An 18,798-nucleotide genomic window follows, 5' to 3' on the forward strand; every position below is an offset into this window, starting at 1 on the left:
CTCAGGCCTTGATGGTCATCGAAACGATCTGCCAGGCGAACTTGGAATCGCCGGCCGCGCCGTCGAGTTCGAGCGGGAACTGGTCGCGCGGATAGATCAGGAACAGCGGGCCGAAGTCGCTCACCTTAAGGCGCTGGCCGTTCATCGCGTAGGCCAGCACGGCGCCGAAGCGCGCGGCATCGGACATCGGCACGAGACAGGTGTAATCGTCGATGGTGTGGATTTCGATCTGGCTGCCGTAAGCGCCGACGGTTTTCAGCACGTCGGTGAGCAGCGGGCCCGTGAAGGTCGAGCGCGGCGTCCAGGTCGTGGCGGTCGAGATCGCGTGCACGGGCAGCTTGAGCAGATCGGCTTCGCTGAAATGATAGGCCGTGTGCGCAGCATTATTGGTCACGCGCACCTGGCCGTCGACGTCGAGCGCGAGCGCGCCGCCCGCCGCCGCCCGCGCCGTGCGCGGCAACGGCAAGGCAGCCGCGCTCAGCAGGCCCGCCAGCGCGAGATTGAAGCGCCTGCGTTCGACACTTGCGGGCCGGTCTGGGTGCCGGCTTTCGTCGCGATTCGTTTCCTGCCTGTTCTCCAGGACAATGCGATCCTGCATCTGCTCGCCCCCTGGCGCGTGATGGTCGTGTGGTCATCGGCTTTCGCGATCGCGCCCCATCTTGGCCGGCTTGGCCAGTCTGGGCGCGCGAGCCTCGCCGGTCTGCATGAGACGGCAAGCATAGGCATAATATCGTCAAACATTGATCCGACAATAGACGTGTTCTTCGCTCACACATTATCGAGCGTCGTGCATCTGACCGTCATCGTGCTGCATTTGCCATCAAATGAATAAACCCGTCGTTCCGCTCACTTACGAACAGCTCGACCATTGGGTCGAATCGCTGCAACCGTTGCTGATCGAGGAGAAATTCGATGTCGTCGTGGGCATCCTGCGCGGCGGTGCGCCGCTCGCGCTGATGGTGTCGCACGCCACCGGCGCAAGCGTCGCGTTCCTGCGCTACACGCGCGAAACGCGCGAAGTGCGCTGGGACTCCACCTTGCCGATGCCCGAACCGGGCGCCAAGGTGCTGCTCTGCGAGGACATCGCCGGGCGCGGCCACACGCTGGTCGACTGCATCGCGTTCCTGCGCGAACACGGCATCGTGGTACGCACGCTCACCGGCGCCTACGACGATCTGAGCCGCCTGCGCCCGGATTATTCGATCGACGCGAGCGGCTATTTCGCGCTGTTCCCCTGGGAGCGTCAGGCCTACACCGACCGCTATCGCGCCGACTGGGTGCGCGAGGGCGCGCGCGAAGGCGCCTCGATGGCCGACGACCACGAGTACACCGTCTACGCAATCGATCTCGACGGCATCCTGCTGCCCGATATTCCGCTGATGCGCTACGACGAGGATCTCGAAGCCGCCCTGGCCGAGCGCGACGCGCTGCTGCCGCTCGACCGCATTCCCGATATCGACATCAAACGCGCCCGCGCGATCATCACGGGCCGCCCGGAAGTCGACCGCGAACGCACCCAGGCGTGGCTCGATCGCCATGGCTTCGGCCATCTGGAACTGATGATGCGCACGCCGGGCGAACACGACGACACGCCGTCGGGCGCCGCCGCGCACAAGGCCGCTGCGGCCGTGCGCTGCGGCGTGACGCACTTCATCGAAAGCGACCCGGTCCAGGCCATCTATATCGCGCAACAGGCGCCGCTGCTGCGCGTGATCTGGTGGAACGCGCAGGCGCGCGTGGGCACGATGATCGGCGCGTCGGCCTGGGGTTAGGACGTTCGCGTTCGTTGCGCCGTGACGCCCAGCGCCTATGCTGGTTAGAACGTATCCCCATGGAAGCGTATTGCGCGCTGTTGACGAGCGCCTTTTACCCTGATTTTTGCTGCAAAGGAGAGTGCACCGGATGATCAAAATCTGGGGACGCGCCAACTCGGTGAACGTCCAGAAAGTGCTGTGGTGTTGCGACGAACTGGTGCTGCCGTTCGAGCGCATCGATGCGGGCGGCAAGTTCGGCCATCTCGACGAGCCCGACTATCTCGCCATGAATCCGAACGCCAAGGTGCCGACGCTGAAAGACGGCAACTTCGTGCTCTGGGAATCGAACGCGATCCTGCGCTATCTGGCGATGGAATACGGCCCGTCGAGCATGCTCTATCCGGCCGAGCCGAAAGCGCGCGCCGGGATCGAGCGCTGGCTCGACTGGTCGATCGGCACACTCGCGCCGGCCGAGCGGCCGCTGTTTCTCGCACTCGTGCGCACGCCGCCCGAACAGCGCGACGCCGCGAAGATCGAAGCCGATCTCGCCAGTACGGCCGCGCTGTGGACGCTGCTCGACCAGCATCTGCAAGGCCGCTTCTTCCTGGAAAACGAGCGCTTCACGCTCGCCGATATCGTGCTGGGTTCGTTCGCGCGGCGCTGGTACGGCCTTGAAGGCGTCGAGCGTCCCACCTTGCCGAATCTCGATCGCTGGTATCAGCGGCTGGCGCAGCGCCAGGGTTTCCGCAAGTACATCGACCTGCCGCTCACCTGAGCGGCGCAACGAAGCCGCGCCCGGCACGCCGGGCGCGCGCGCGGCGTGCCCCGTATAATCGCAGCATGAAGACAGCAAAACCGTCCCCGGACACCTCGGCCCTGCATGCGCACAGCGCGGCGCACGACCACGCACACGATCATGATCACGCCCACGCGGCGCACGATCACGCGCATGCGCACGGCCACAGTCACGCAGCGGGCGGCACGAACGTCACGATTGAACAGGGTGCGTCGAGTGCGGCATCGCTCGAAAGCGCACTCGCGCTGGCCGAAGCCTATTGCCGCGAACGCGGCGAGAAGCTCACGCCGATCCGCCGCAAGGTGCTTGAACTGTTGATGACGTCGGGCCGCGCGACCAAGGCCTATTCCCTGCTCGACGAAATGCGCCAGATCCATCCCGGATCGGCGCCGCCGACGGTCTATCGCGCACTCGACTTCCTGCTCTCGGCCGGGCTGATCCACCGTATCGAATCGATCAACGCATTCGCCGTCTGCCACGATCTCACGCAATGCCAGCACGGCATTCTGGTGGTCTGCCAGCAATGCGGCAACGTCACCGAACTGCACGAGCCGAAGCTGCGCCAGGCGCTGGTCGCGCAGATCGAGGCGGCGGGTTATCGGCTCTCGGGCGACGGGATCGAATTGAAAGGCGTCTGCGCGCAATGCCAGGCGAACGAGCAGGCCGGCGCGCAAGGCGCAAGCGCCGCCGCACACTCCTGATCGCCTCAACTCCTTCCATATCTAGCGGCTGAATTTAAGGGCTGAATCGCAGCGTCCAGGTTGCGCATTTCCCGCGCGGCATTCAAACCACGCGTGAATGGCGCAACGCGCAGGCAGCGAGGCAAGGCCGAAGCCGAAGCCGCCTCACGCGCCGCCGCGCTCCGTCAAACCATCAGGACGACTGGCGTGCGTCGATCGCGTCGCTGAGCAACGCGACCAGCGCCTCCGGCTTGGCCGGCTTGGTCATGAAGTGCTGGAAGCCCTCGCCGATGCTGCGCAAGCGCCAGCTTTCGTCGGTGTGGCCGGTCAGCGCCACGGCAACCGCCGGTGCGTGATCGCCGCGAATCTCGTGGTCGCGCAGGCGCTGGATCAGGTAGAAACCGTCCATCGCGGGCAGATCGAGATCGCACACTACGGCATCGGGGAGCAGGCTGAGTGCTGCTTCGACGCCGGTTTCGGCGTCCTCCACCGCTACGACCCGGGCACCTTCCGCTTCCAGCAGCGAAGTGAGGGAGTCCCGGCTCTGCGGGTCGTCTTCGACCAGCACGATGGTCGTCTGGTCGAGCTTGTGTACTGCGTTCATTGTGTTTGCTTGAATGCCGTTCTGTCTGTTTGGCTTGCCACGCGGCCGGGCAGGCGGCGCGGCTCGCATGGCAACCCGTCCCGGACACCTGCTTCTGCGTGACCGGGCGCTCCATTAGAGCAATATTGATGCCGTGCGTTCAGCCGCGCGCACGATAACTGCCGCCAGCGTCACGCCGATGACAGCCGCGCAGCCCGGTTATTTCTATGACTTTCCTTTGCGCTTGGGCTTTTCTTCGTCGTCATCGGCGGCGAGATGTTTGCCTTTGCCGGTTTTCGCGAACGCTTCGAGCGCCCGCTGGCGCGCCATATCGTGCTCGACGACCGGCAGCGGATAGTCCTTGCCCAGGCGCACGCCAGCCTCGGCCAGCTGTGCTTCGCTGGCCTTCCAGGGCTGGTGGATCATCTTGTCGGGCAGACCCGCGAGTTCGGGCACCCATTGGCGCACGTACAGCCCGCGCGGATCGAACTTCTGGCCCTGCAGGACCGGATTGAAGATGCGGAAGTACGGCGCCGCGTCCATGCCGCAGCCCGCGACCCATTGCCAGTTGGCGGGATTGCTCGCGCCATCGGCGTCCACCAGGGTGTCCCAGAACCACGCCTCGCCTTCGCGCCAGTCGATCAGCAGATGCTTGGCGACGAAAGACGCCACCACCATGCGCACGCGGTTATGCATCCAGCCCGTGTGCCACAGCTCGCGCATGCCGGCATCGACGAGCGGATACCCCGTCAGCCCGCGCTGCCAGGCGCGCAGCCCCTTGGCGTCGCGACGCCACGGCATGGCGTCGAAGGCCGCGCGCAGGTTGCGTTCGGCGAGATCGGGCCAGTGGAAGCGCTGGTAGTAACAGAATTCCCGCCAGCCCAGTTCGCTGAGGAATTTTTCGGCGCTGGTTTCGCGGCGCGTGGGCGAGCCGCCATGGCGGCCGTGCTGCGCATGCTTGAGCGCCGCGAACGCCTGGCGCGGCGAGATCGCGCCAACGGCCAGATACGGCGAAAGCCGGCTGGTGGCCGCGACGCTCGGTTCGTCGCGCTCGTCGGCGTAGGCTTCGAGATCGTCGGCGAGAAAGGTGCGCAGGCGCTCCAGCGCCGCTTCTTCGCCCGCCTGCCAGGCTTCGCGCATGCCGCCAGCCCAGTCGGGCTTCTGGGGCAGGAAGCCGAGATCGGCGAGCTTCGATGCGTTGCGGGTAAGTCCTGCCGGTAGCGATTGAAAAATCATCCGTTCCGGCGCGGGTTCGGGCGGCGGCGGGTCGCCCACGCGGCGGCAGGCGCGCCAGAACGCCGTGTAGACCTGGAACGGCTCACCGGACTGGTTGAGCACCGTCCACGGTTCGTACATCAGCGCGCCGTTGAAGCTTTCGACCGTCAGGCCGTTGTCGCGCAGACGCGCCTTGAGCGCCGCATCGGCTTCACGCTCCTTGCCGCCATAACGGCGGTTCCAGAACACGCCGGTCGCGCCGGTCGCCGCGATACAGGCGTCGATCACCTCGTCCTGCGCGCCCTCCATGATCAGGAGGCGGCCGCCCTGCTCGTGCAGCGCGGCATCGAGCGCCGCCAGCGTGCCGTGCAGCCACCAGCGCATCGCGCCGCCGGGCGCGCGCTCGCCCGCGGCCTGCGGATCATGGATATAGAGGCAGATCAGCGGTTGCCCGGTCGCAGCGGCGTGCGCGAGCGCGGGTTGGTCGGCCAGACGCAGATCGTCGCGAAACCAGACGATCACGGGAGCGGAAGCGGATTTTTTCGGAGACAGACGGACCTCGACGAAGGGAATGCCGTGCGCTGCGCGCCCCGGCTTGCGAGGCGCAGCGTACCACGCGACACGCGCGGCGCCAGCCCGGGACTACGCGGGGTCTGCGGCGGGTCTACGCCCTAAGCAGGCCGTATGCCCTGGGTGATGAGCGCGACGGCGTGACGGGCGATTTCCTCGGCGCCGACGGTGCGCGGCACGACGTCGTTGCGCCAGACCGGCGCGGTGGCGAGCGGCAGCAGCGTGAGGCCGAGCAGCGACTGGAACAGCAGCGACGGCTCCAGCGCCGGGTTGAGCTTGCCCTCGCGCTGCCAGCGCACGATGGCTTCGTGCACGCGATGCTGCTGCGCCTGGCCGAAACGTTCGTGCATGCGCTGGCGCAACAGCCCGCCTTCGCTGATGACCTCGCGCACCCACAGCGGCGCGAACCACGGATTGGCCTGCCCCACTTCGACAAAGCGGCGCGTGAGCGCCGTGAGCGCCGCCACGGGATCGTCGGGATGCGCCTCGAAGCAGCCGCCAAACGCGGCGCGCTGCGGAATGAAACGCTCGTCGATCAACACGTCGATCAGCTGGTCGCGCGTCTTGAAGTAATAGTGCACCATCGCCGACGTCACGCCCGCCTCGCGCGCGATGGCGGCCAGCGTCGTATCGAGAATGCCCTGGCGCGCGAACAGCGCCAGCGCGGCGTCCAGCAGGCGCTCGCGCTGCTCGGCCCCGCCGCCCGCGCTGCCGCTCGGACGCCCTGGGCGGCGCACCGCGGTTTTGGGTGCCTGAACGTGTTCCGCAGCCTCATCGGCGTGAACAGCCGGCTTCTTCACCTTCGTTTCGTTCGACTCTTTCATCTCGTTACTTCTAATGGCTTTGACCGGCAACCGGAATTATCCTAATATTAATCGTCGCGTTAATTAATTTCAAGATTCCCGATGCCTTCAAAGCTTCACAAGGCTGGAGATTCCCCGATGCAAACCACCACTCAGCCCACCGCGAACGAGCCTGCGTTAGCCGATAGCGCCGCGCAGTCTCACCCGCCGCTGCGCCTGCTGTTTCCCGCGCTGCTGCTCGTCATGCTGCTGGCCGCGCTCGACCAGACCATCGTGTCGACGGCGCTGCCCACCATCGTCGGCGAACTGGGCGGGCTCGACCGGCTTTCGTGGGTCGTGACCGCTTACCTGCTCACGTCCACCATCGTCGTGCCGCTGTACGGCAAATTTGGCGACCTGTTCGGCCGCAAGATCGTGCTGCAGACGGCCATCGTCATCTTTCTGATCGGCTCGGCGCTGTGCGGCGTCGCGCAGAACATGCCGCAACTGATTGCGCTGCGCGCGCTGCAAGGCATCGGCGGCGGCGGCCTGATGGTCGTGACGATGGCGGCCGTCGGCGACGTCATTCCACCCGCGCAGCGCGGCAAGTATCAAGGCATGTTTGGCGGCGTGTTCGGTCTCGCCACCGTGGTCGGGCCGCTGCTGGGCGGTTTTCTCGTCGAGCATCTGTCCTGGCGCTGGATTTTCTATATCAACCTGCCGCTGGGCGCGCTTGCGCTGGTGGTGATCGGCGCCGTGTTCAAGCCGCGCGTCGCGCAGGTCAAACACGTGATCGACTATATGGGCGCGGGCTGGCTGGCCGCCGCGCTCACCTGCCTGATCCTCTTTACCAGCGAAGGCGGCTCGCTGCTGCCGTGGAATTCGCCGCAACTCTGGCTGACCTTGCTGATGGGCGTGGTCGCTGTCGCGGGCTTCATCCACGAGGAAAAACACGCGGTCGAACCCATCATGCCGCTGGCGCTGTTTCGCGAGCGCACCTTCGTGCTGTCGAGCCTGATCGGCTTCATTGTGGGCGTGTCGCTGTTCGGCTCGGTCACGTTCCTGCCGCTGTATCTGCAGGTCGTCAAAGGTTCGACGCCTTCGCAGGCCGGCGTGCAGATGCTGCCGATGATGGGCGGCGTGCTGATCATGTCGATGGTGGCAGGCCGCATCATCAGCAAGATCGGCAAGTACCGCGCGTTTCCGATCGCCGGCACCGCCTGCGTGGCCGTGGCGATGATGCTGCTCGCGCGGCTCGAAATCGCCACGCCGCTCTCGCATATGTATCTGTACATGGGGCTGCTCGGCTGCGGGCTCGGCATGGTGATGCAGGTGCTGATTCTGGCCGTGCAGAACACGGTGGAGTTTCGCCACATGGGCGTGGCGACCTCGGGCGCGACGCTGTTCCGCTCGATTGGCGGCTCGGTGGGCGTGGCCGCGTTCGGCGCGGTGTTCTCGCACGGGCTGCATACGCGCCTGGCCGCCCTCATCAGCGCCGATGTCGAACTGCCCCAGCCGCTCACGCCCGAAGTTATCCGCCATCTGCCGCCCGCACTGCACGCGCAGTATCTCGACGCCTTCGCAGGCGCGCTGCATACCGTTTATCTCGCGGCGGCGTGCGTGGTCGTGCTGGCTTTCGCGCTCTCGTGGTTCATGCGCAACGCGCCGCTGCGTACGCATCAATAAGCGCACATCGGCGGCGGTTTCGATAGCCGCCCGATCGTCCCCTTTATCCCCTGCCCGGCCTGCGTGCCGGGCTTTTTCTTTCATTTTCCATTCCATAAATTACAATCCGCCATTGCCCTGCCGCAATATCCGCAATATCGCAGCGGCCGGCGCTATGACAGACAGACAAAAGGAGACCCCTCATGGACGTCAAGACTCCCCCCGTCGTCCCGGACGCGCACGACACCCGCCGCCGCGTATTCGCCATCGTCGGCGCCTCATCGGGCAATCTGGTCGAGTGGTTCGACTTCTACATTTACTCGTTCTGCGCGCTCTATTTCGCGCCCGCCTTCTTCCCGAGCGGCAACACCACGACGCAGTTGCTGAACACCGCCGGCGTGTTCGCGGCAGGCTTCCTGATGCGCCCGATCGGCGGCTGGCTGTTCGGCCGTATCGCCGACCGCCACGGCCGCCGCACCGCGATGATGATTTCCGTGCTGATGATGTGCGGCGGTTCGCTCGTCATCGCCGTTTTGCCGACCTACGCGCAAATTGGCGCGTTCGCACCGCTGCTGCTGCTGATCGCGCGCCTGTTCCAGGGCCTTTCGGTCGGCGGCGAATACGGCACCAGCGCGACCTATATGAGTGAAGTAGCGCTGAAAGGCCGCCGCGGCTTCTTCGCGTCGTTCCAGTACGTCACGCTGATCGGCGGCCAGCTTTGCGCGCTGCTGGTGCTCGTGATCCTGCAACAGACGCTCTCGACCGAAGAACTCAAGGCGTGGGGCTGGCGCATTCCCTTTGTCGTGGGCGCAGCGGCCGCGCTGATCTCGCTCTATCTGCGTAAATCGCTCGACGAAACCTCGACCAGCGAATCGCGCCACAGCAAAGACGCCGGCACGATTCGCGGCGTGTGGCAGCACAAGGGCGCGTTCCTCACGGTGGTGGGTTTCACCGCCGGCGGCTCGCTGATCTTCTACACGTTCACGACCTACATGCAGAAGTACCTCGTCAACACGGCGGGCATGCACGCGAAAACCGCCAGCAACGTGATGACCGGCGCGCTGTTCGTCTACATGCTGATGCAGCCGCTGTTCGGCGCGCTTTCGGATCGCATCGGCCGTCGTCAGTCGATGATACTTTTCGGTGTGTGCGCAACCATCGGCACGGTGCCGTTGATGCACGCGCTCAAGGATGTGTCGAGCCCATTCGCCGCATTCGGGCTCATCACGCTTGCGCTCGCCATCGTCAGCTTCTATACGTCGATCAGCGGGCTCATCAAGGCCGAAATGTTCCCGCCCGCCGTACGCGCGATGGGCGTGGGCCTTTCGTATGCGGTTGCGAACGCGCTGTTCGGCGGCACGGCGGAATACGTCGCGCTGTGGTTCAAGTCGATCGGCAGCGAAACCACGTTCTACTGGTACGTGAGCGCGTTGTGCGCGATCTCGCTGATCGTTTCGTGGCGCATGCGCGATCCGAGCAAGGAAGGCTATCTGCGTCACGAGCCTTGATGTTTCGAGGCGCGATTGTGTTGCGCCGCCCGCTGGCGATTTCGCTCAAGCGGGCGTAGCAGCGCGCTCCATCGCGCGTTGCAAGGTCTCGTAGACCTTGGGCCGGTTGCACTGCGAAGCGTTGAAACGCAGAAAGCTGCCGGCATTGCGCGACACGCTGAAGACATTGCCCGGCGCGAGCACCACGCCGTCCGCCAGCGCCTCGCGCGCGACCTGCGCGGCATCGAGTCCATCCGGTAGTTGCGCCCACAACGACATGCCGGCCTGCGGGCGCGTCCACGCCGTCAAGCCCGCCGATGCCAGTCGCCGCAGCGTGTCGCCCATGGCATCCGCCAGTTGCGCGCGCAGGCCATCCAGATAGCGCCGATACGTGCCGTCCACCAGCAGACGCTGCACGAGATCGGCGGCCAGTTCCCCATTGCCGAACGACACCGCCAGCTTGAGATCGACGAGCGGTTCGACCCAGTCCGCACGCGTCGCGATATAGCCGCAGCGCGCGGCCGCCGTCATGGTCTTCGAGAAACTGCCGATCGCCACCACGCGCGCGAGGCCGTCGAAGGCCGCGAGGCGCGGCGCGGGATCGGTCTCGAAGTCGGCGAAAATATCGTCCTCGACGATCAGCAGATTGTGTTCTTCCGCGAGCTTGAGCAGCCGGTGCGCGACCGTGGGCGCGAGCGTCGCGCCGGTCGGGTTGTGGATCGCCGAATTCGTCACGTAAAGACGCGGCCGGTGCGCCGCGAGCACGCGCTCGAACGCCGCCAGATCGGGGCCGGTGGGCGTGTACGGCACGCTCACGACCTGCACGCGATGCACGCGCAACAGCGCCTGAAAATTGAAGTAGCACGGATCGTCGACCACCACCGTATCGCCCGGTTCGAGCAGAAAGCGGCAGACGATATCGAGCGCCTGGCTGCCGCCGTCGGTCAGCACGATCTGTTCGGGCGCGGCGTCGATGCTGTGCTGGCCGAGCCGCCATGCCAGATGCTGACGCAGCGCGGGCGAGCCGAGCGGCGTGGCGTAATCGGTCAGTTGCGCGCGCGGGTCGCGGGCGATGGCGCGCAAGGCGCGGCGCACGGCGTCCTGCGGCAGCCACGAGGCGGGCAGCCAGCCGCAGCCAGGACGCAGCGCACGCGCATCGGTTTCGAGCGACTGGCGCGTGAGCCAGAGCGGATCGATTTCACGGTCCATGTTCGGGCCGGGCGCGCTACCGGTTGCCCGCACCAACGCAGCAGCGTGGCCCGCCACGAAGAACCCGGAACCGCGCCGCGCCGCCAGCGCGCCTTCGGCCACCAGACGCTCGTAAGCCTCCACCACGGTCGACTTCGACACGCCCATCTGCTCGCTCATCATGCGGATCGACGGCACGCGCGCCCCAGCCGCGAGCGCGCGCGTGGCGATGCGCTCGCGCACGGCCTGCATCACCTGCTCGACGCGGGTGAGCGCCGCATGCGCTGTCTGGTACACAGTCGGGTGCGTGTCTTCCATCTGTACTGCTCCGTATTCAATACAGTTTGTCGAAATTGTACTGATGCTTAGCTTACCGGTTTGCCCGCGCGCGCGCATGATCGGCCGATCGGCTCAGGCCATCCCTCATACTGACTTCATGCGCAAAACCCTCGATGCCTCCACCGATGGCTGGCTCTGCGGCCTCGCCGGCGTACTCATCTTCAGCGGCTCGCTGCCGGCCACGCGGCTGGCCGTGCTCGGCCTCGATCCGCTCTTTCTGACCGGCGCGCGCGCGACGCTCGCGGGCGTGCTCGGCGCCTTGCTGCTCGTGCTGTTTCGCGCGGCGCGGCCCGAACGCCGCGAAGTCTGGCCGCTCGTGATCGTGGCGCTGGGCGTGGTGGTGGGTTTTCCGCTGCTCACGGCGCTGGCGCTCAAGCATGTCAGCTCGGCGCATGCGATCGTGTTCGTCGGCTTGTTGCCGCTTTCCACGGCGCTGTTCGGCGTGCTGCGCGGCGGCGAGCGTCCGCAAGCGGCGTTCTGGCTGTTTTCCGCGCTCGGCAGCGCCGCTGTGGTCGCCTTCGCGCTGCGCCACGGCGCCAACGCTTCGCCCATCGGCGATGCGCTGATGCTCGCGGCCATCGTCGTCTGCGGGCTGGGCTATGCGGAAGGCGCGCGGCTGTCGCGCCGGCTCGGCGGGTGGCAGGTGATCTGCTGGGCGCTCGTGATTTCGCTGCCGGTGATGGCGCCGCTCGCGTGGTGGCTCATGCCCGCCTCGTTTGCGTCCGTGAGCGCGGCGTCGTGGTGGGGACTCGGCTATGTGTCGCTGTTCAGCATGTTGATCGGCTTCGTGTTCTGGTATCGCGGCCTGGCGCTGGGCGGCATCGCGGGCGTCGGCCAGTTGCAGTTGCTGCAGCCGTTTTTCGGCTTCGTGCTGGCCGCGTTGCTGCTCCACGAAGCCGTGCCGCCCGCGATGATCGCGGTGACGGCTATCGTGATCGCCTGCGTGGCGGGCGCGCGGCGTTTCGGACGCGCCACGGTCGCCCCGGCGCGCGCGGGTTGATCTCGCCGATGCGCGAATTTTGACGCGCTTCATTTCGGCACGCGCGCAGGGCATAGTGGACGCGAGCGCCGCGCTCACCGCGCGGCGCACCCAATCCGCATGCCGATCATGAACGCACCGCACACTGCCGCGCCGCTGCTGCGCGACGCCACGCCCGCCGACTTCCCCGCCATCGCGGCCATCTACGCGCATCACGTGCAATACGGCGCCGCTTCATTCGAGGAAACGCCGCCCTCGCTCGACGAAATGCTGCGCCGTCACGCCGCCGTGCGCGAACACGGCCTGCCGTGGATCGTCGCCGAAATCGACGCGCGCGTGGCCGGCTATTGCTACGCCACGCCGTATCGGCCGAGACCGGCGTATCGCTATACCGTCGAAGATTCCATCTATATCGACGAAGCCTTTCGCGGCCGTGGACTGGGCCGCATGTTGCTCGCGGCGCTGATCGAGCGTTGCGAGGCCGGGCCGTGGCGGCAGATGATCGCTGTGGTGGCGGACCCGCAAGGCGGTTCGCTGGCGCTGCATGCGAGTTTGGGTTTCGAGCCCGTGGGGACGTTGCGGGCGGTGGGGTTCAAGCACGGCGCGTGGCGCGATACGGCGCTCATGCAGCGCACGCTGGGCGACGGCTCAGCCAGTTCGCCCGACAATTAATCCGGATCACGAATCAAACGTCGAATGCCGTTATTACGCTTTAGCAGGGAAGCGCGGAATCTTCACGGTGAATGCCGTGGCGTGTTCATCCGATTCGACGCCTATCGTGCCGTGATGAGCCTGCGCGATGCAGCGGCAAATATAGAGCCCAAGGCCAACGCCCGATGATGCGCGTGCTGAATCATTGAGTGGATCGGCGCGCGTCAAGGGATCGAAAAGAGTGGGCAACGCCCTCGCCGGAATAGGCGCGCCTTCGTTCGAAACCGTCAGCACGATTTGCTGACCGTCGCCGGCCGCTTTCACGCGCACCATCCCACTGCCGTACTGAACCGCATTCGTGACCAGATTGGCAATCAGTTGATTCATGCGGGCAGCATCCCACACGCCCGTCAATTCGCCCGCCGTTTGCGTTTCGATTTGCGCATCGGGCCTTGCCGCCAGCACTTCATCGACCACCCCGCGACACAGTCGGCCAAAATCCTGCTGCGTGAATTCAACCGGCAACGTATCGCCCAGACGCACGCGCGTAAAAACAAACAGATCGTCGATCAGCAGTTTCAGACGTTCCGCGCTGCGTTGCAGATTCGTTGTTGCCCGCAAGCTCAGCGGCGCGAGATTTTCATCGCGCAACACCACTTGCGCCGAATTCAGGATCGCCCCCACGGGCGAGCGCATATCGTGCGCCAGCACGCCGGCGAACAGATCGCGAATGCGTTCGGTGCGCTGCGCGAATTGCCGGACCGACTCCGCCACCATCTGATCGATCGCCTCGTTAAAGCGGATCATGTCCTGACACGCGGTGATGTCGAGCGAGCCGGTACGTTGCCAACGGCGCAGGACACTCGCACGCAGCGCGCGATACTCGGCCACCAGCGCGTTGATGCCAAAGCCGTGCGCCTGCCGGTCATCGGCGTGGCCACGACCAATCTGATTGAATGTCGAGTCTGGATCGGGACGCTCGCCGTGCGATTTTGCTTCCTGTTGCGCGGCGCTCTGCGAGACACGCATATCGGCGGCGATTCCCAGCAGCAGTTCGCGCGCGGAATTGCGTAACTGCACGTCCTGGAGATGACTGTCCGCTGGGCTGATGGCGCGCGCGTAGTCGGTCCAGTCGTCGATGATTCCGTCGAGATCCGCTTCGATAAAGTCCGCTAGATTCATGGTTCTTTCCCGGCTGCGAGAGAGTGAATGGCATGCGAACGGCTACACCCGAATTTTAGCGGCTTCTGCCTCGCCGCACTTCAATATCATATGTCACTCAATTTCAGAAAAATAAGGTTCCGATTCGATAACACAACAAGCCGCTGCGTTTGCGGCGCAGCGGCGCTTTCATGCGACCGATAAAGGAGAACGGCGGGGAAAACCCCAGCGTCTGCGGCTTACTGATTTACCGATGGCATTTACTGATGGCCCACCGGCGAGACCACGCTAGGCGTCGCCAGCGTGTTGTTGGTCTTGGGCGGCGGCGTGGGCGTCGTCGATTGATTCGTCATGTTGTTCTGCTGGTTCCAGCCGGGCGCGTTGCTGCCCATGCCGCTGTCCGACCGTGCTGCGCCGGGCATGCCGTAGCCGCTCGATGTCCCGTTCATCTGATTCGTCGCGGGGCTGGCCGTGCTGCCGGTACTGCCGTTCGAGCCCGCGCTCGTCTGCGCATAGGCGCCGCCCGACATGGCCAATGCGGCGAGCGCCGCGATTAACGTGCTGCTTGCCTTGTTCATGATCGATTCCTCCTTGAATGCCTCCTTGACTGGAAAGGCAGAACGACGCAGGCAAACAGCGCCTGCACGAACAAGTCTTGCGCAATCACCGTGCCGCGTGCACCGTTTGCACGTCGTTCACTGGTCCAGCAGCATGTCGTAGAGCGCCTGCGCCGCGGGCGAAAGATGCGCCGCCTTGCGTGTGAGCAGCACCAGTGTGCGCGACACGGCCGGCTCGATCAGTTCGATCACGCGCACCATCGGAAAAACGTCTTTCTGTACCGCGAGGCGCGGCACGACCGCCGCGCCTAAACCTTCCGCGACCAGACCCAGCGCAGTCGAACTGCGCTGCACCTCGTAAAACGCCCGCAGATTCACGCCATTCGTTTCGAGCGCCACATCGAGCAGCCCACGATTCGCGCTCACCTCGCCCGCAAAAATCAGGGCGTGCGCGCCCAATGCCGACCATTTCACACGTCTGCGCTTCGCAAGCGGATGATCGTCGCGGCAAACCAGCACATAAGGATCGGTGGTGAGCGGCACGCTTGCCAGTTCGGGATGCTGCTCGCCCGCCACGCCGATGCCGAATTCCGCTTCGCGTCGCAGCACCGCGGCACGCACATGCGCCGACGCGTGATCGAGTATGCGCACGCGATCGTGCGGACGGCTCGCCGAAAAGCGCCGCAACACACGCGGCAGATACTGCACGCCGACGGTCGGCACACAGGCGATCGACACATCGCCGCGCTGGCTCATGCCGGTCTCGCGGATTTCGGTGAGCGCATCGGAAAGCTCGCCCAGCAGCCGACGCGCCTGCGGCAAAAAACGCGCGCCGATTTCCGTGAGCGCGCAATGCCGCGTGGTGCGCTCGATCAGCACGACACCCAGATACGATTCGAGCTTGAGCAGGCGCTGCGTAATAGCTGTTTGCGTGACATTGAGCGTTTGCGCGGCCTGCCGGAAGCTGCCGCCTTCGGCAATCGCCACGAATGCCTGCACGCCGAGCGTGTCAATTTTCATCAGAATTTTGAATCAATCGGTCAACTTATTTCATTTTACTGATTTCCCGCCGGCGGCCAGAATACGCGCATCCCACGACGCAGCAGCCATCAGGAGAACACCATGACGGGCGCAACCGATACCGGCCGCAACGGCTACGCGCAGCAATACGTGCAGTTCGAAAGCGAGCGCACGCGGCCCGTGCGCGACCTGCTGGCTGCCGTTCCCGCAACGGCGGTCCGGCGCGCCATCGACATCGGTTGCGGGCCGGGCAATTCCACCGAACTACTGATCGCTCATGTGCCTCGAGCGCAAGTGAGCGGGCTCGACGCATCGGCGGATATGCTCGATGCGGCACGCCAGCGCCTGCCGCAAACCAGCTTCACACTCGCCGATATCGCGCAATGGAGCGCGGGCGCGCAGCGCGATGCGCCCGGTTACGATCTGATCCTCGCGAATGCCGTTTTGCAATGGCTGCCCGATCACAACACGTTGTTCGCGCAACTGGTTCAGCGACTCGCGTCGGGTGGACATCTGGCGGTACAGATGCCCGACAATCTCGACGAACCGGCGCATCGCCTGTTGCGGGACATCGCGGCGTCCGGGCCCTGGGCGCAACAACTCAAAGGCGTGGAGCGCACCGCCCGCTTCGACGCCCGGCATTATTACGCGCTGCTCGCGCCGCTTTGCACACGCGTGGAGGTGTGGCGCACGACCTATCACCATCCGCTCGCGGGCGGCCCGGATGCCGTCGTCGAGTGGTTCAAGGGCAGTGCCTTGCGGCCGTTTCTCGCTGCCCTCGCCAGTGACGACGAACGCGCCGCCTTCACGGCGCGCTATCGCGAGGCAATTGCACAGGCCTATCCTGCTCTGGCCGATGGCACGGTCCTGCTACCGTTCCCACGCCTCTTTATCGTCGCGACGAAGCGCTAATCCGTACGTGCGCCCGTAAAATAGGTCCTCTCCACGAGCCGGCTGCGCGCCGGCCCGGCCGCATACTTCGAGGACCTTCGGCCCATGCAATCGCTACTCGTGCACGTTCATCCGACCAACTGGAGCTTCCTCTGGGACGCGCTCACCGCCTTCGCGCTGCGCCTGTGCGCGGCCGTGGCGATCATCTGGATCGGCTGGTGGATCTCCCGGCGCGTGGCCCACTGGCTCTCGCGCCAGAGCAGCATCGACGCCACGCTGCGCCCGATCGCGCGTGACAGCGCCGTGTGGGGCGTGCGCCTCGTGGCGATCATCGGCGCGTTGTCGCAGATCGGCATCCAGACCGCGAGCATCGTGGCCGTGCTGGGCGCCGCCGGTCTGGCGATCGGCCTCGCGCTGCAAGGCACGCTGCAGAATATCGCGGCCGGCATCATGTTGCTGCTGCTGCGCCCCTTCAAGGTGGGCGACTATATCGATGGCGGCGGCGGGAATGTCGCGGGCACCGTCGAGGAAGTCAATCTCTTCACCACGCGCCTCACCAAGCCCGACGGCATCTGCGAATACGTGCCGAACAGCGCGCTGTGGAGCAATTCGATCCGCAATTTCAGCCGCAATCCCACGCGCCGTCTCGATCTGGAAGTGGAAATCTCCGTGCGCGACGACGTGAACCGCGCCATCGAGGCCTTGCGCACGCTCGCGCTGGCCGATCCGCGCGTGCTGGCCGCGCCCGCGCCGCAAGTGATGGTGACGCGTTTCGACGATAGCATCGCAGTGCTGAACATTCGCGTCTGGTCGAATATCGACACGTTCTGGGAAATGCGCTGGGAACTGTCGCGCAAGGTGCGCCAGACGCTCAACGACGCACAGTTCGCGCTGCCGCTGCGCACGCGCGAACTGCATATCGTGCAGAGCGATCAACGCGCCGCCGATGCACCCGATGCGCCCGATGCCGCCGCCACGCAACAGACGCCGTAATCACGCCAGCGCAGGCAAACGGCGAAACAGCGTGGGATAGTCGAGCACAAGCCCGTCTGCGTCGATCTTCAGGTTCGCCGTGAAGTCGCGAAAAATGCCTTCGTAGCGATATTCCCGATCCGGCTCGATGCAGACATACGCCTGAGCGACACGCGTGGGCACGAGTTCCGGCGCGGCGATATACGCCACTTCGATCGGCCGGCGCTCGCCGCGCGTGAGGCCGAGCCTGCGCATCGGCAGCGTATTGGTGTACGGCGTGGCGGCAATATCGATATCGATGCAGCCCTCGATCTCGTCCAGCGCGCGTCCTTGCGCGTCGCGCCAATGGCCGCGGCCGTCGCCGTGCATCGCGAAGCTCGCACCGCCCATCACGCGAAACGCCGCGTAGGTCACGCACCAGCGCATATCGCAGTGCACGGTGTAGCACAGGCCGTAAGCCTTGCCGTAACGCTGCCCGACCACCACGCTTTCCGCGCGGATCACCCCGCCGCTCGCATCGAACGCCAGATGCTCGATGCCCTCGCCTTCCTCCGAAGCCCAACGCACTTCACGCATGGTTCGTCTCCGCTGCCTAGTGACTGTTAAGTAGACACTGATCGATCCCAACTCTGCTGTTCGGCAATGGCGGCTATCGTAGCTCAGGCCCGCAAATAGCGACTATCAACACCCGCGCATGCGCAAGCGGGCCCGCTTCGCCTATCCTGCGCGATGCGGCGCGCACGGCGCTGCATCGTCGATCTGCTCCGCTTCCGTCCTTGCCAACCATGTCCACCCACGCGCCCGCCCGCGCCGCTTCGCCCGACTCCGCCGCCAGCCTCGCCGAGCCCTTACGCACGCTGCTGCGCAGCCTCGGCCAGATCGTGCTGCAAAAGCATGCGGGCACCGGCGCCTGCGTGCTCGCGGCGCTCGCGCTCTGCGACCTGCGACTGGCCTGCGCGGCGCTGATCGGCGCGACGGCCGCCAATGTCTGCGCGCTGCTCGGCCGTGCGCCATTCGATGCGATCCGCGACGGTCTGGCCGGTTTCAACGGTGCGCTCGCGGGCCTCGCCGCCTTCACCTTCGCCGCCGATACCGCCACGGCCTTCGCGCTCGCGCTGCTCGCAGCGGCGTTCAGCGCCTGGCTGGGCACGCCGCTCGTGCGCGCGCTGGGCCGCGCGCGCCTGGCCGTGTATTCGGCCCCCTGCCTGGCCGCGACGTGGCTCTGGATGACGCTGGGCGCAGGCGGCGAACGCGTGGCAGCCGGATCGCCCGCCACGGCCATCAGCGGCGCGTCTGACGCGTCTGACGCGTTGGCAGGCGTGCTCAGCGGCGTCGCCCAAACGGTGTTCGCCACCGGCGCGCTGCCCGGTCTCGTGCTGCTTGCGGGCCTCGCGTGGTCGTCGCGACGTGCGGCGGCCTATGCGCTCGGCGGCACGGCGCTCGCCAGTGCGCTCGAATACGCACTGGGCGCGCCGCCAGCCAGCTTCGCCGCCGGTTTGTGCGGCTTC

At 65.8% G+C, this 18,798-nt stretch carries 19 protein-coding genes; 10 read left to right on the forward strand and 9 right to left on the reverse strand.

Annotated features, from left to right (window positions below):
- Position 1 precedes the first annotated feature (1 nt).
- A complete protein-coding gene (locus G3N59_RS33395) occupies positions 2-598 on the reverse strand; it encodes a molybdopterin-dependent oxidoreductase (RefSeq protein ID WP_205987105.1) in 597 nt (198 codons plus the stop codon).
- Between the two features lie 226 nt (positions 599-824).
- On the opposite strand from G3N59_RS33395, the gene G3N59_RS33400 reads away from it, so the two are divergent.
- The 3 genes from G3N59_RS33400 to G3N59_RS33410 all read left to right on the forward strand — a co-directional run bounded on the left by G3N59_RS33400 (position 825) and on the right by G3N59_RS33410 (position 3,251).
- On the forward strand, positions 825-1,772 hold the full coding sequence (locus G3N59_RS33400; RefSeq protein WP_205987106.1) for a phosphoribosyltransferase: 948 nt from the start codon (positions 825-827) through the stop codon (positions 1,770-1,772).
- A gap of 130 nt (positions 1,773-1,902) precedes the next feature.
- Entirely contained in the window at positions 1,903-2,529 is a 627-nt protein-coding gene (locus tag G3N59_RS33405) for a glutathione S-transferase (RefSeq protein WP_205987107.1), read from the forward strand.
- 65 nt (positions 2,530-2,594) lie between these two features.
- Positions 2,595-3,251 carry a Fur family transcriptional regulator gene (locus G3N59_RS33410; protein ID WP_205987108.1) on the forward strand — a complete coding sequence of 219 codons (657 nt, stop codon included), beginning with the start codon at positions 2,595-2,597 and terminating at the stop codon, positions 3,249-3,251.
- A gap of 172 nt (positions 3,252-3,423) precedes the next feature.
- Here G3N59_RS33410 and G3N59_RS33415 read toward each other — a convergent pair whose 3' ends face one another.
- The 3 genes from G3N59_RS33415 to G3N59_RS33425 all read right to left on the reverse strand — a co-directional run bounded on the left by G3N59_RS33415 (position 3,424) and on the right by G3N59_RS33425 (position 6,422).
- Positions 3,424-3,834 (reverse strand): response regulator, encoded by a 411-nt coding sequence (locus G3N59_RS33415; RefSeq protein ID WP_240161245.1) that lies wholly within the window; start codon positions 3,832-3,834, stop codon positions 3,424-3,426.
- 204 nt (positions 3,835-4,038) lie between these two features.
- Positions 4,039-5,601: a deoxyribodipyrimidine photo-lyase gene (locus G3N59_RS33420; protein WP_205987125.1), complete on the reverse strand. Its 1,563-nt coding sequence runs from the start codon at positions 5,599-5,601 to the stop codon at positions 4,039-4,041.
- A 98-nt stretch (positions 5,602-5,699) separates the two neighbouring features.
- Positions 5,700-6,422, reverse strand: coding sequence for a TetR/AcrR family transcriptional regulator (locus tag G3N59_RS33425; RefSeq protein ID WP_205987110.1), 723 nt, complete (start codon positions 6,420-6,422; stop codon positions 5,700-5,702).
- Positions 6,423-6,539: 117 nt separating this feature from the next.
- On the opposite strand from G3N59_RS33425, the gene G3N59_RS33430 reads away from it, so the two are divergent.
- Together G3N59_RS33430 and G3N59_RS33435 are read left to right on the forward strand one after the other, a co-directional pair.
- Positions 6,540-8,066: an MDR family MFS transporter gene (locus G3N59_RS33430; RefSeq protein WP_205987111.1), complete on the forward strand. Its 1,527-nt coding sequence runs from the start codon at positions 6,540-6,542 to the stop codon at positions 8,064-8,066.
- 182 nt (positions 8,067-8,248) lie between these two features.
- Positions 8,249-9,553, forward strand: a complete 1,305-nt coding sequence (locus G3N59_RS33435; protein ID WP_205987112.1) for an MFS family transporter — start codon at positions 8,249-8,251, stop codon at positions 9,551-9,553.
- Positions 9,554-9,598: 45 nt separating this feature from the next.
- Here G3N59_RS33435 and G3N59_RS33440 read toward each other — a convergent pair whose 3' ends face one another.
- On the reverse strand, positions 9,599-11,038 hold the full coding sequence (locus tag G3N59_RS33440) for a PLP-dependent aminotransferase family protein (protein WP_241024706.1): 1,440 nt from the start codon (positions 11,036-11,038) through the stop codon (positions 9,599-9,601).
- A gap of 118 nt (positions 11,039-11,156) precedes the next feature.
- Between G3N59_RS33440 and G3N59_RS33445 the strand changes: the two genes are divergently transcribed.
- The gene (locus G3N59_RS33445; protein ID WP_205987113.1) at positions 11,157-12,059 is read left to right on the forward strand and encodes a DMT family transporter; all 903 of its coding nucleotides are present in this window, start codon (positions 11,157-11,159) and stop codon (positions 12,057-12,059) included.
- A gap of 99 nt (positions 12,060-12,158) precedes the next feature.
- Positions 12,159-12,710: a GNAT family N-acetyltransferase gene (locus tag G3N59_RS33450; protein ID WP_205987114.1), complete on the forward strand. Its 552-nt coding sequence runs from the start codon at positions 12,159-12,161 to the stop codon at positions 12,708-12,710.
- A gap of 33 nt (positions 12,711-12,743) precedes the next feature.
- Here the strand turns inward: G3N59_RS33450 and G3N59_RS33455 are convergent, their stop codons facing one another.
- The 3 genes from G3N59_RS33455 to G3N59_RS33465 form a co-directional block, all read right to left on the reverse strand.
- A complete protein-coding gene (locus G3N59_RS33455) occupies positions 12,744-13,871 on the reverse strand; it encodes a sensor histidine kinase (protein ID WP_205987115.1) in 1,128 nt (375 codons plus the stop codon).
- A 239-nt stretch (positions 13,872-14,110) separates the two neighbouring features.
- Positions 14,111-14,428, reverse strand: a complete 318-nt coding sequence (locus G3N59_RS33460; RefSeq protein WP_205987116.1) for a hypothetical protein — start codon at positions 14,426-14,428, stop codon at positions 14,111-14,113.
- Between the two features lie 117 nt (positions 14,429-14,545).
- Entirely contained in the window at positions 14,546-15,427 is an 882-nt protein-coding gene (locus G3N59_RS33465) for a LysR family transcriptional regulator (RefSeq protein WP_205987117.1), read from the reverse strand.
- A gap of 102 nt (positions 15,428-15,529) precedes the next feature.
- Here G3N59_RS33465 and tam point away from each other — a divergent pair, with 102 nt between their 5' ends.
- Entirely contained in the window at positions 15,530-16,339 is an 810-nt protein-coding gene (gene tam, locus G3N59_RS33470) for a trans-aconitate 2-methyltransferase (protein ID WP_205987118.1), read from the forward strand.
- Positions 16,340-16,423: 84 nt separating this feature from the next.
- Positions 16,424-17,311: a mechanosensitive ion channel domain-containing protein gene (locus G3N59_RS33475; protein ID WP_205987119.1), complete on the forward strand. Its 888-nt coding sequence runs from the start codon at positions 16,424-16,426 to the stop codon at positions 17,309-17,311.
- Here G3N59_RS33475 and G3N59_RS33480 read toward each other — a convergent pair whose 3' ends face one another.
- Positions 17,312-17,866 carry a putative glycolipid-binding domain-containing protein gene (locus tag G3N59_RS33480; RefSeq protein ID WP_205987120.1) on the reverse strand — a complete coding sequence of 185 codons (555 nt, stop codon included), beginning with the start codon at positions 17,864-17,866 and terminating at the stop codon, positions 17,312-17,314.
- Between the two features lie 209 nt (positions 17,867-18,075).
- On the opposite strand from G3N59_RS33480, the gene G3N59_RS33485 reads away from it, so the two are divergent.
- The coding region (locus G3N59_RS33485; protein ID WP_205987121.1) for an urea transporter at positions 18,076-18,798 on the forward strand (723 nt) is incomplete at its 3' end.

The sequence above is a fragment of the Paraburkholderia sp. Ac-20340 genome (assembly GCF_017104965.1).
Taxonomy (GTDB): domain Bacteria; phylum Pseudomonadota; class Gammaproteobacteria; order Burkholderiales; family Burkholderiaceae; genus Paraburkholderia.

Bases quoted from the DNA above. Each gene is read 5' to 3' on its own strand.
- G3N59_RS33400 (WP_205987106.1), top strand. From the start codon at position 825: ATGAATAAACCCGTCGTTCCGCTCACTTACGAACAGCTCGACCATTGG.
- G3N59_RS33395 (WP_205987105.1), bottom strand. From the start codon at position 598: ATGCAGGATCGCATTGTCCTGGAGAACAGGCAGGAAACGAATCGCGAC.
- tam (WP_205987118.1), top strand. From the start codon at position 15,530: ATGACGGGCGCAACCGATACCGGCCGCAACGGCTACGCGCAGCAATAC.
- G3N59_RS33430 (WP_205987111.1), top strand. From the start codon at position 6,540: ATGCAAACCACCACTCAGCCCACCGCGAACGAGCCTGCGTTAGCCGAT.
- G3N59_RS33425 (WP_205987110.1), bottom strand. From the start codon at position 6,422: ATGAAAGAGTCGAACGAAACGAAGGTGAAGAAGCCGGCTGTTCACGCC.
- G3N59_RS33415 (WP_240161245.1), bottom strand. From the start codon at position 3,834: ATGAACGCAGTACACAAGCTCGACCAGACGACCATCGTGCTGGTCGAA.
- G3N59_RS33410 (WP_205987108.1), top strand. From the start codon at position 2,595: ATGAAGACAGCAAAACCGTCCCCGGACACCTCGGCCCTGCATGCGCAC.
- G3N59_RS33440 (WP_241024706.1), bottom strand. From the start codon at position 11,038: ATGGAAGACACGCACCCGACTGTGTACCAGACAGCGCATGCGGCGCTC.
- G3N59_RS33460 (WP_205987116.1), bottom strand. From the start codon at position 14,428: ATGAACAAGGCAAGCAGCACGTTAATCGCGGCGCTCGCCGCATTGGCC.
- G3N59_RS33435 (WP_205987112.1), top strand. From the start codon at position 8,249: ATGGACGTCAAGACTCCCCCCGTCGTCCCGGACGCGCACGACACCCGC.
- G3N59_RS33480 (WP_205987120.1), bottom strand. From the start codon at position 17,866: ATGCGTGAAGTGCGTTGGGCTTCGGAGGAAGGCGAGGGCATCGAGCAT.
- G3N59_RS33475 (WP_205987119.1), top strand. From the start codon at position 16,424: ATGCAATCGCTACTCGTGCACGTTCATCCGACCAACTGGAGCTTCCTC.
- G3N59_RS33455 (WP_205987115.1), bottom strand. From the start codon at position 13,871: ATGAATCTAGCGGACTTTATCGAAGCGGATCTCGACGGAATCATCGAC.
- G3N59_RS33465 (WP_205987117.1), bottom strand. From the start codon at position 15,427: ATGAAAATTGACACGCTCGGCGTGCAGGCATTCGTGGCGATTGCCGAA.
- G3N59_RS33450 (WP_205987114.1), top strand. From the start codon at position 12,159: ATGCCGATCATGAACGCACCGCACACTGCCGCGCCGCTGCTGCGCGAC.
- G3N59_RS33405 (WP_205987107.1), top strand. From the start codon at position 1,903: ATGATCAAAATCTGGGGACGCGCCAACTCGGTGAACGTCCAGAAAGTG.
- G3N59_RS33445 (WP_205987113.1), top strand. From the start codon at position 11,157: ATGCGCAAAACCCTCGATGCCTCCACCGATGGCTGGCTCTGCGGCCTC.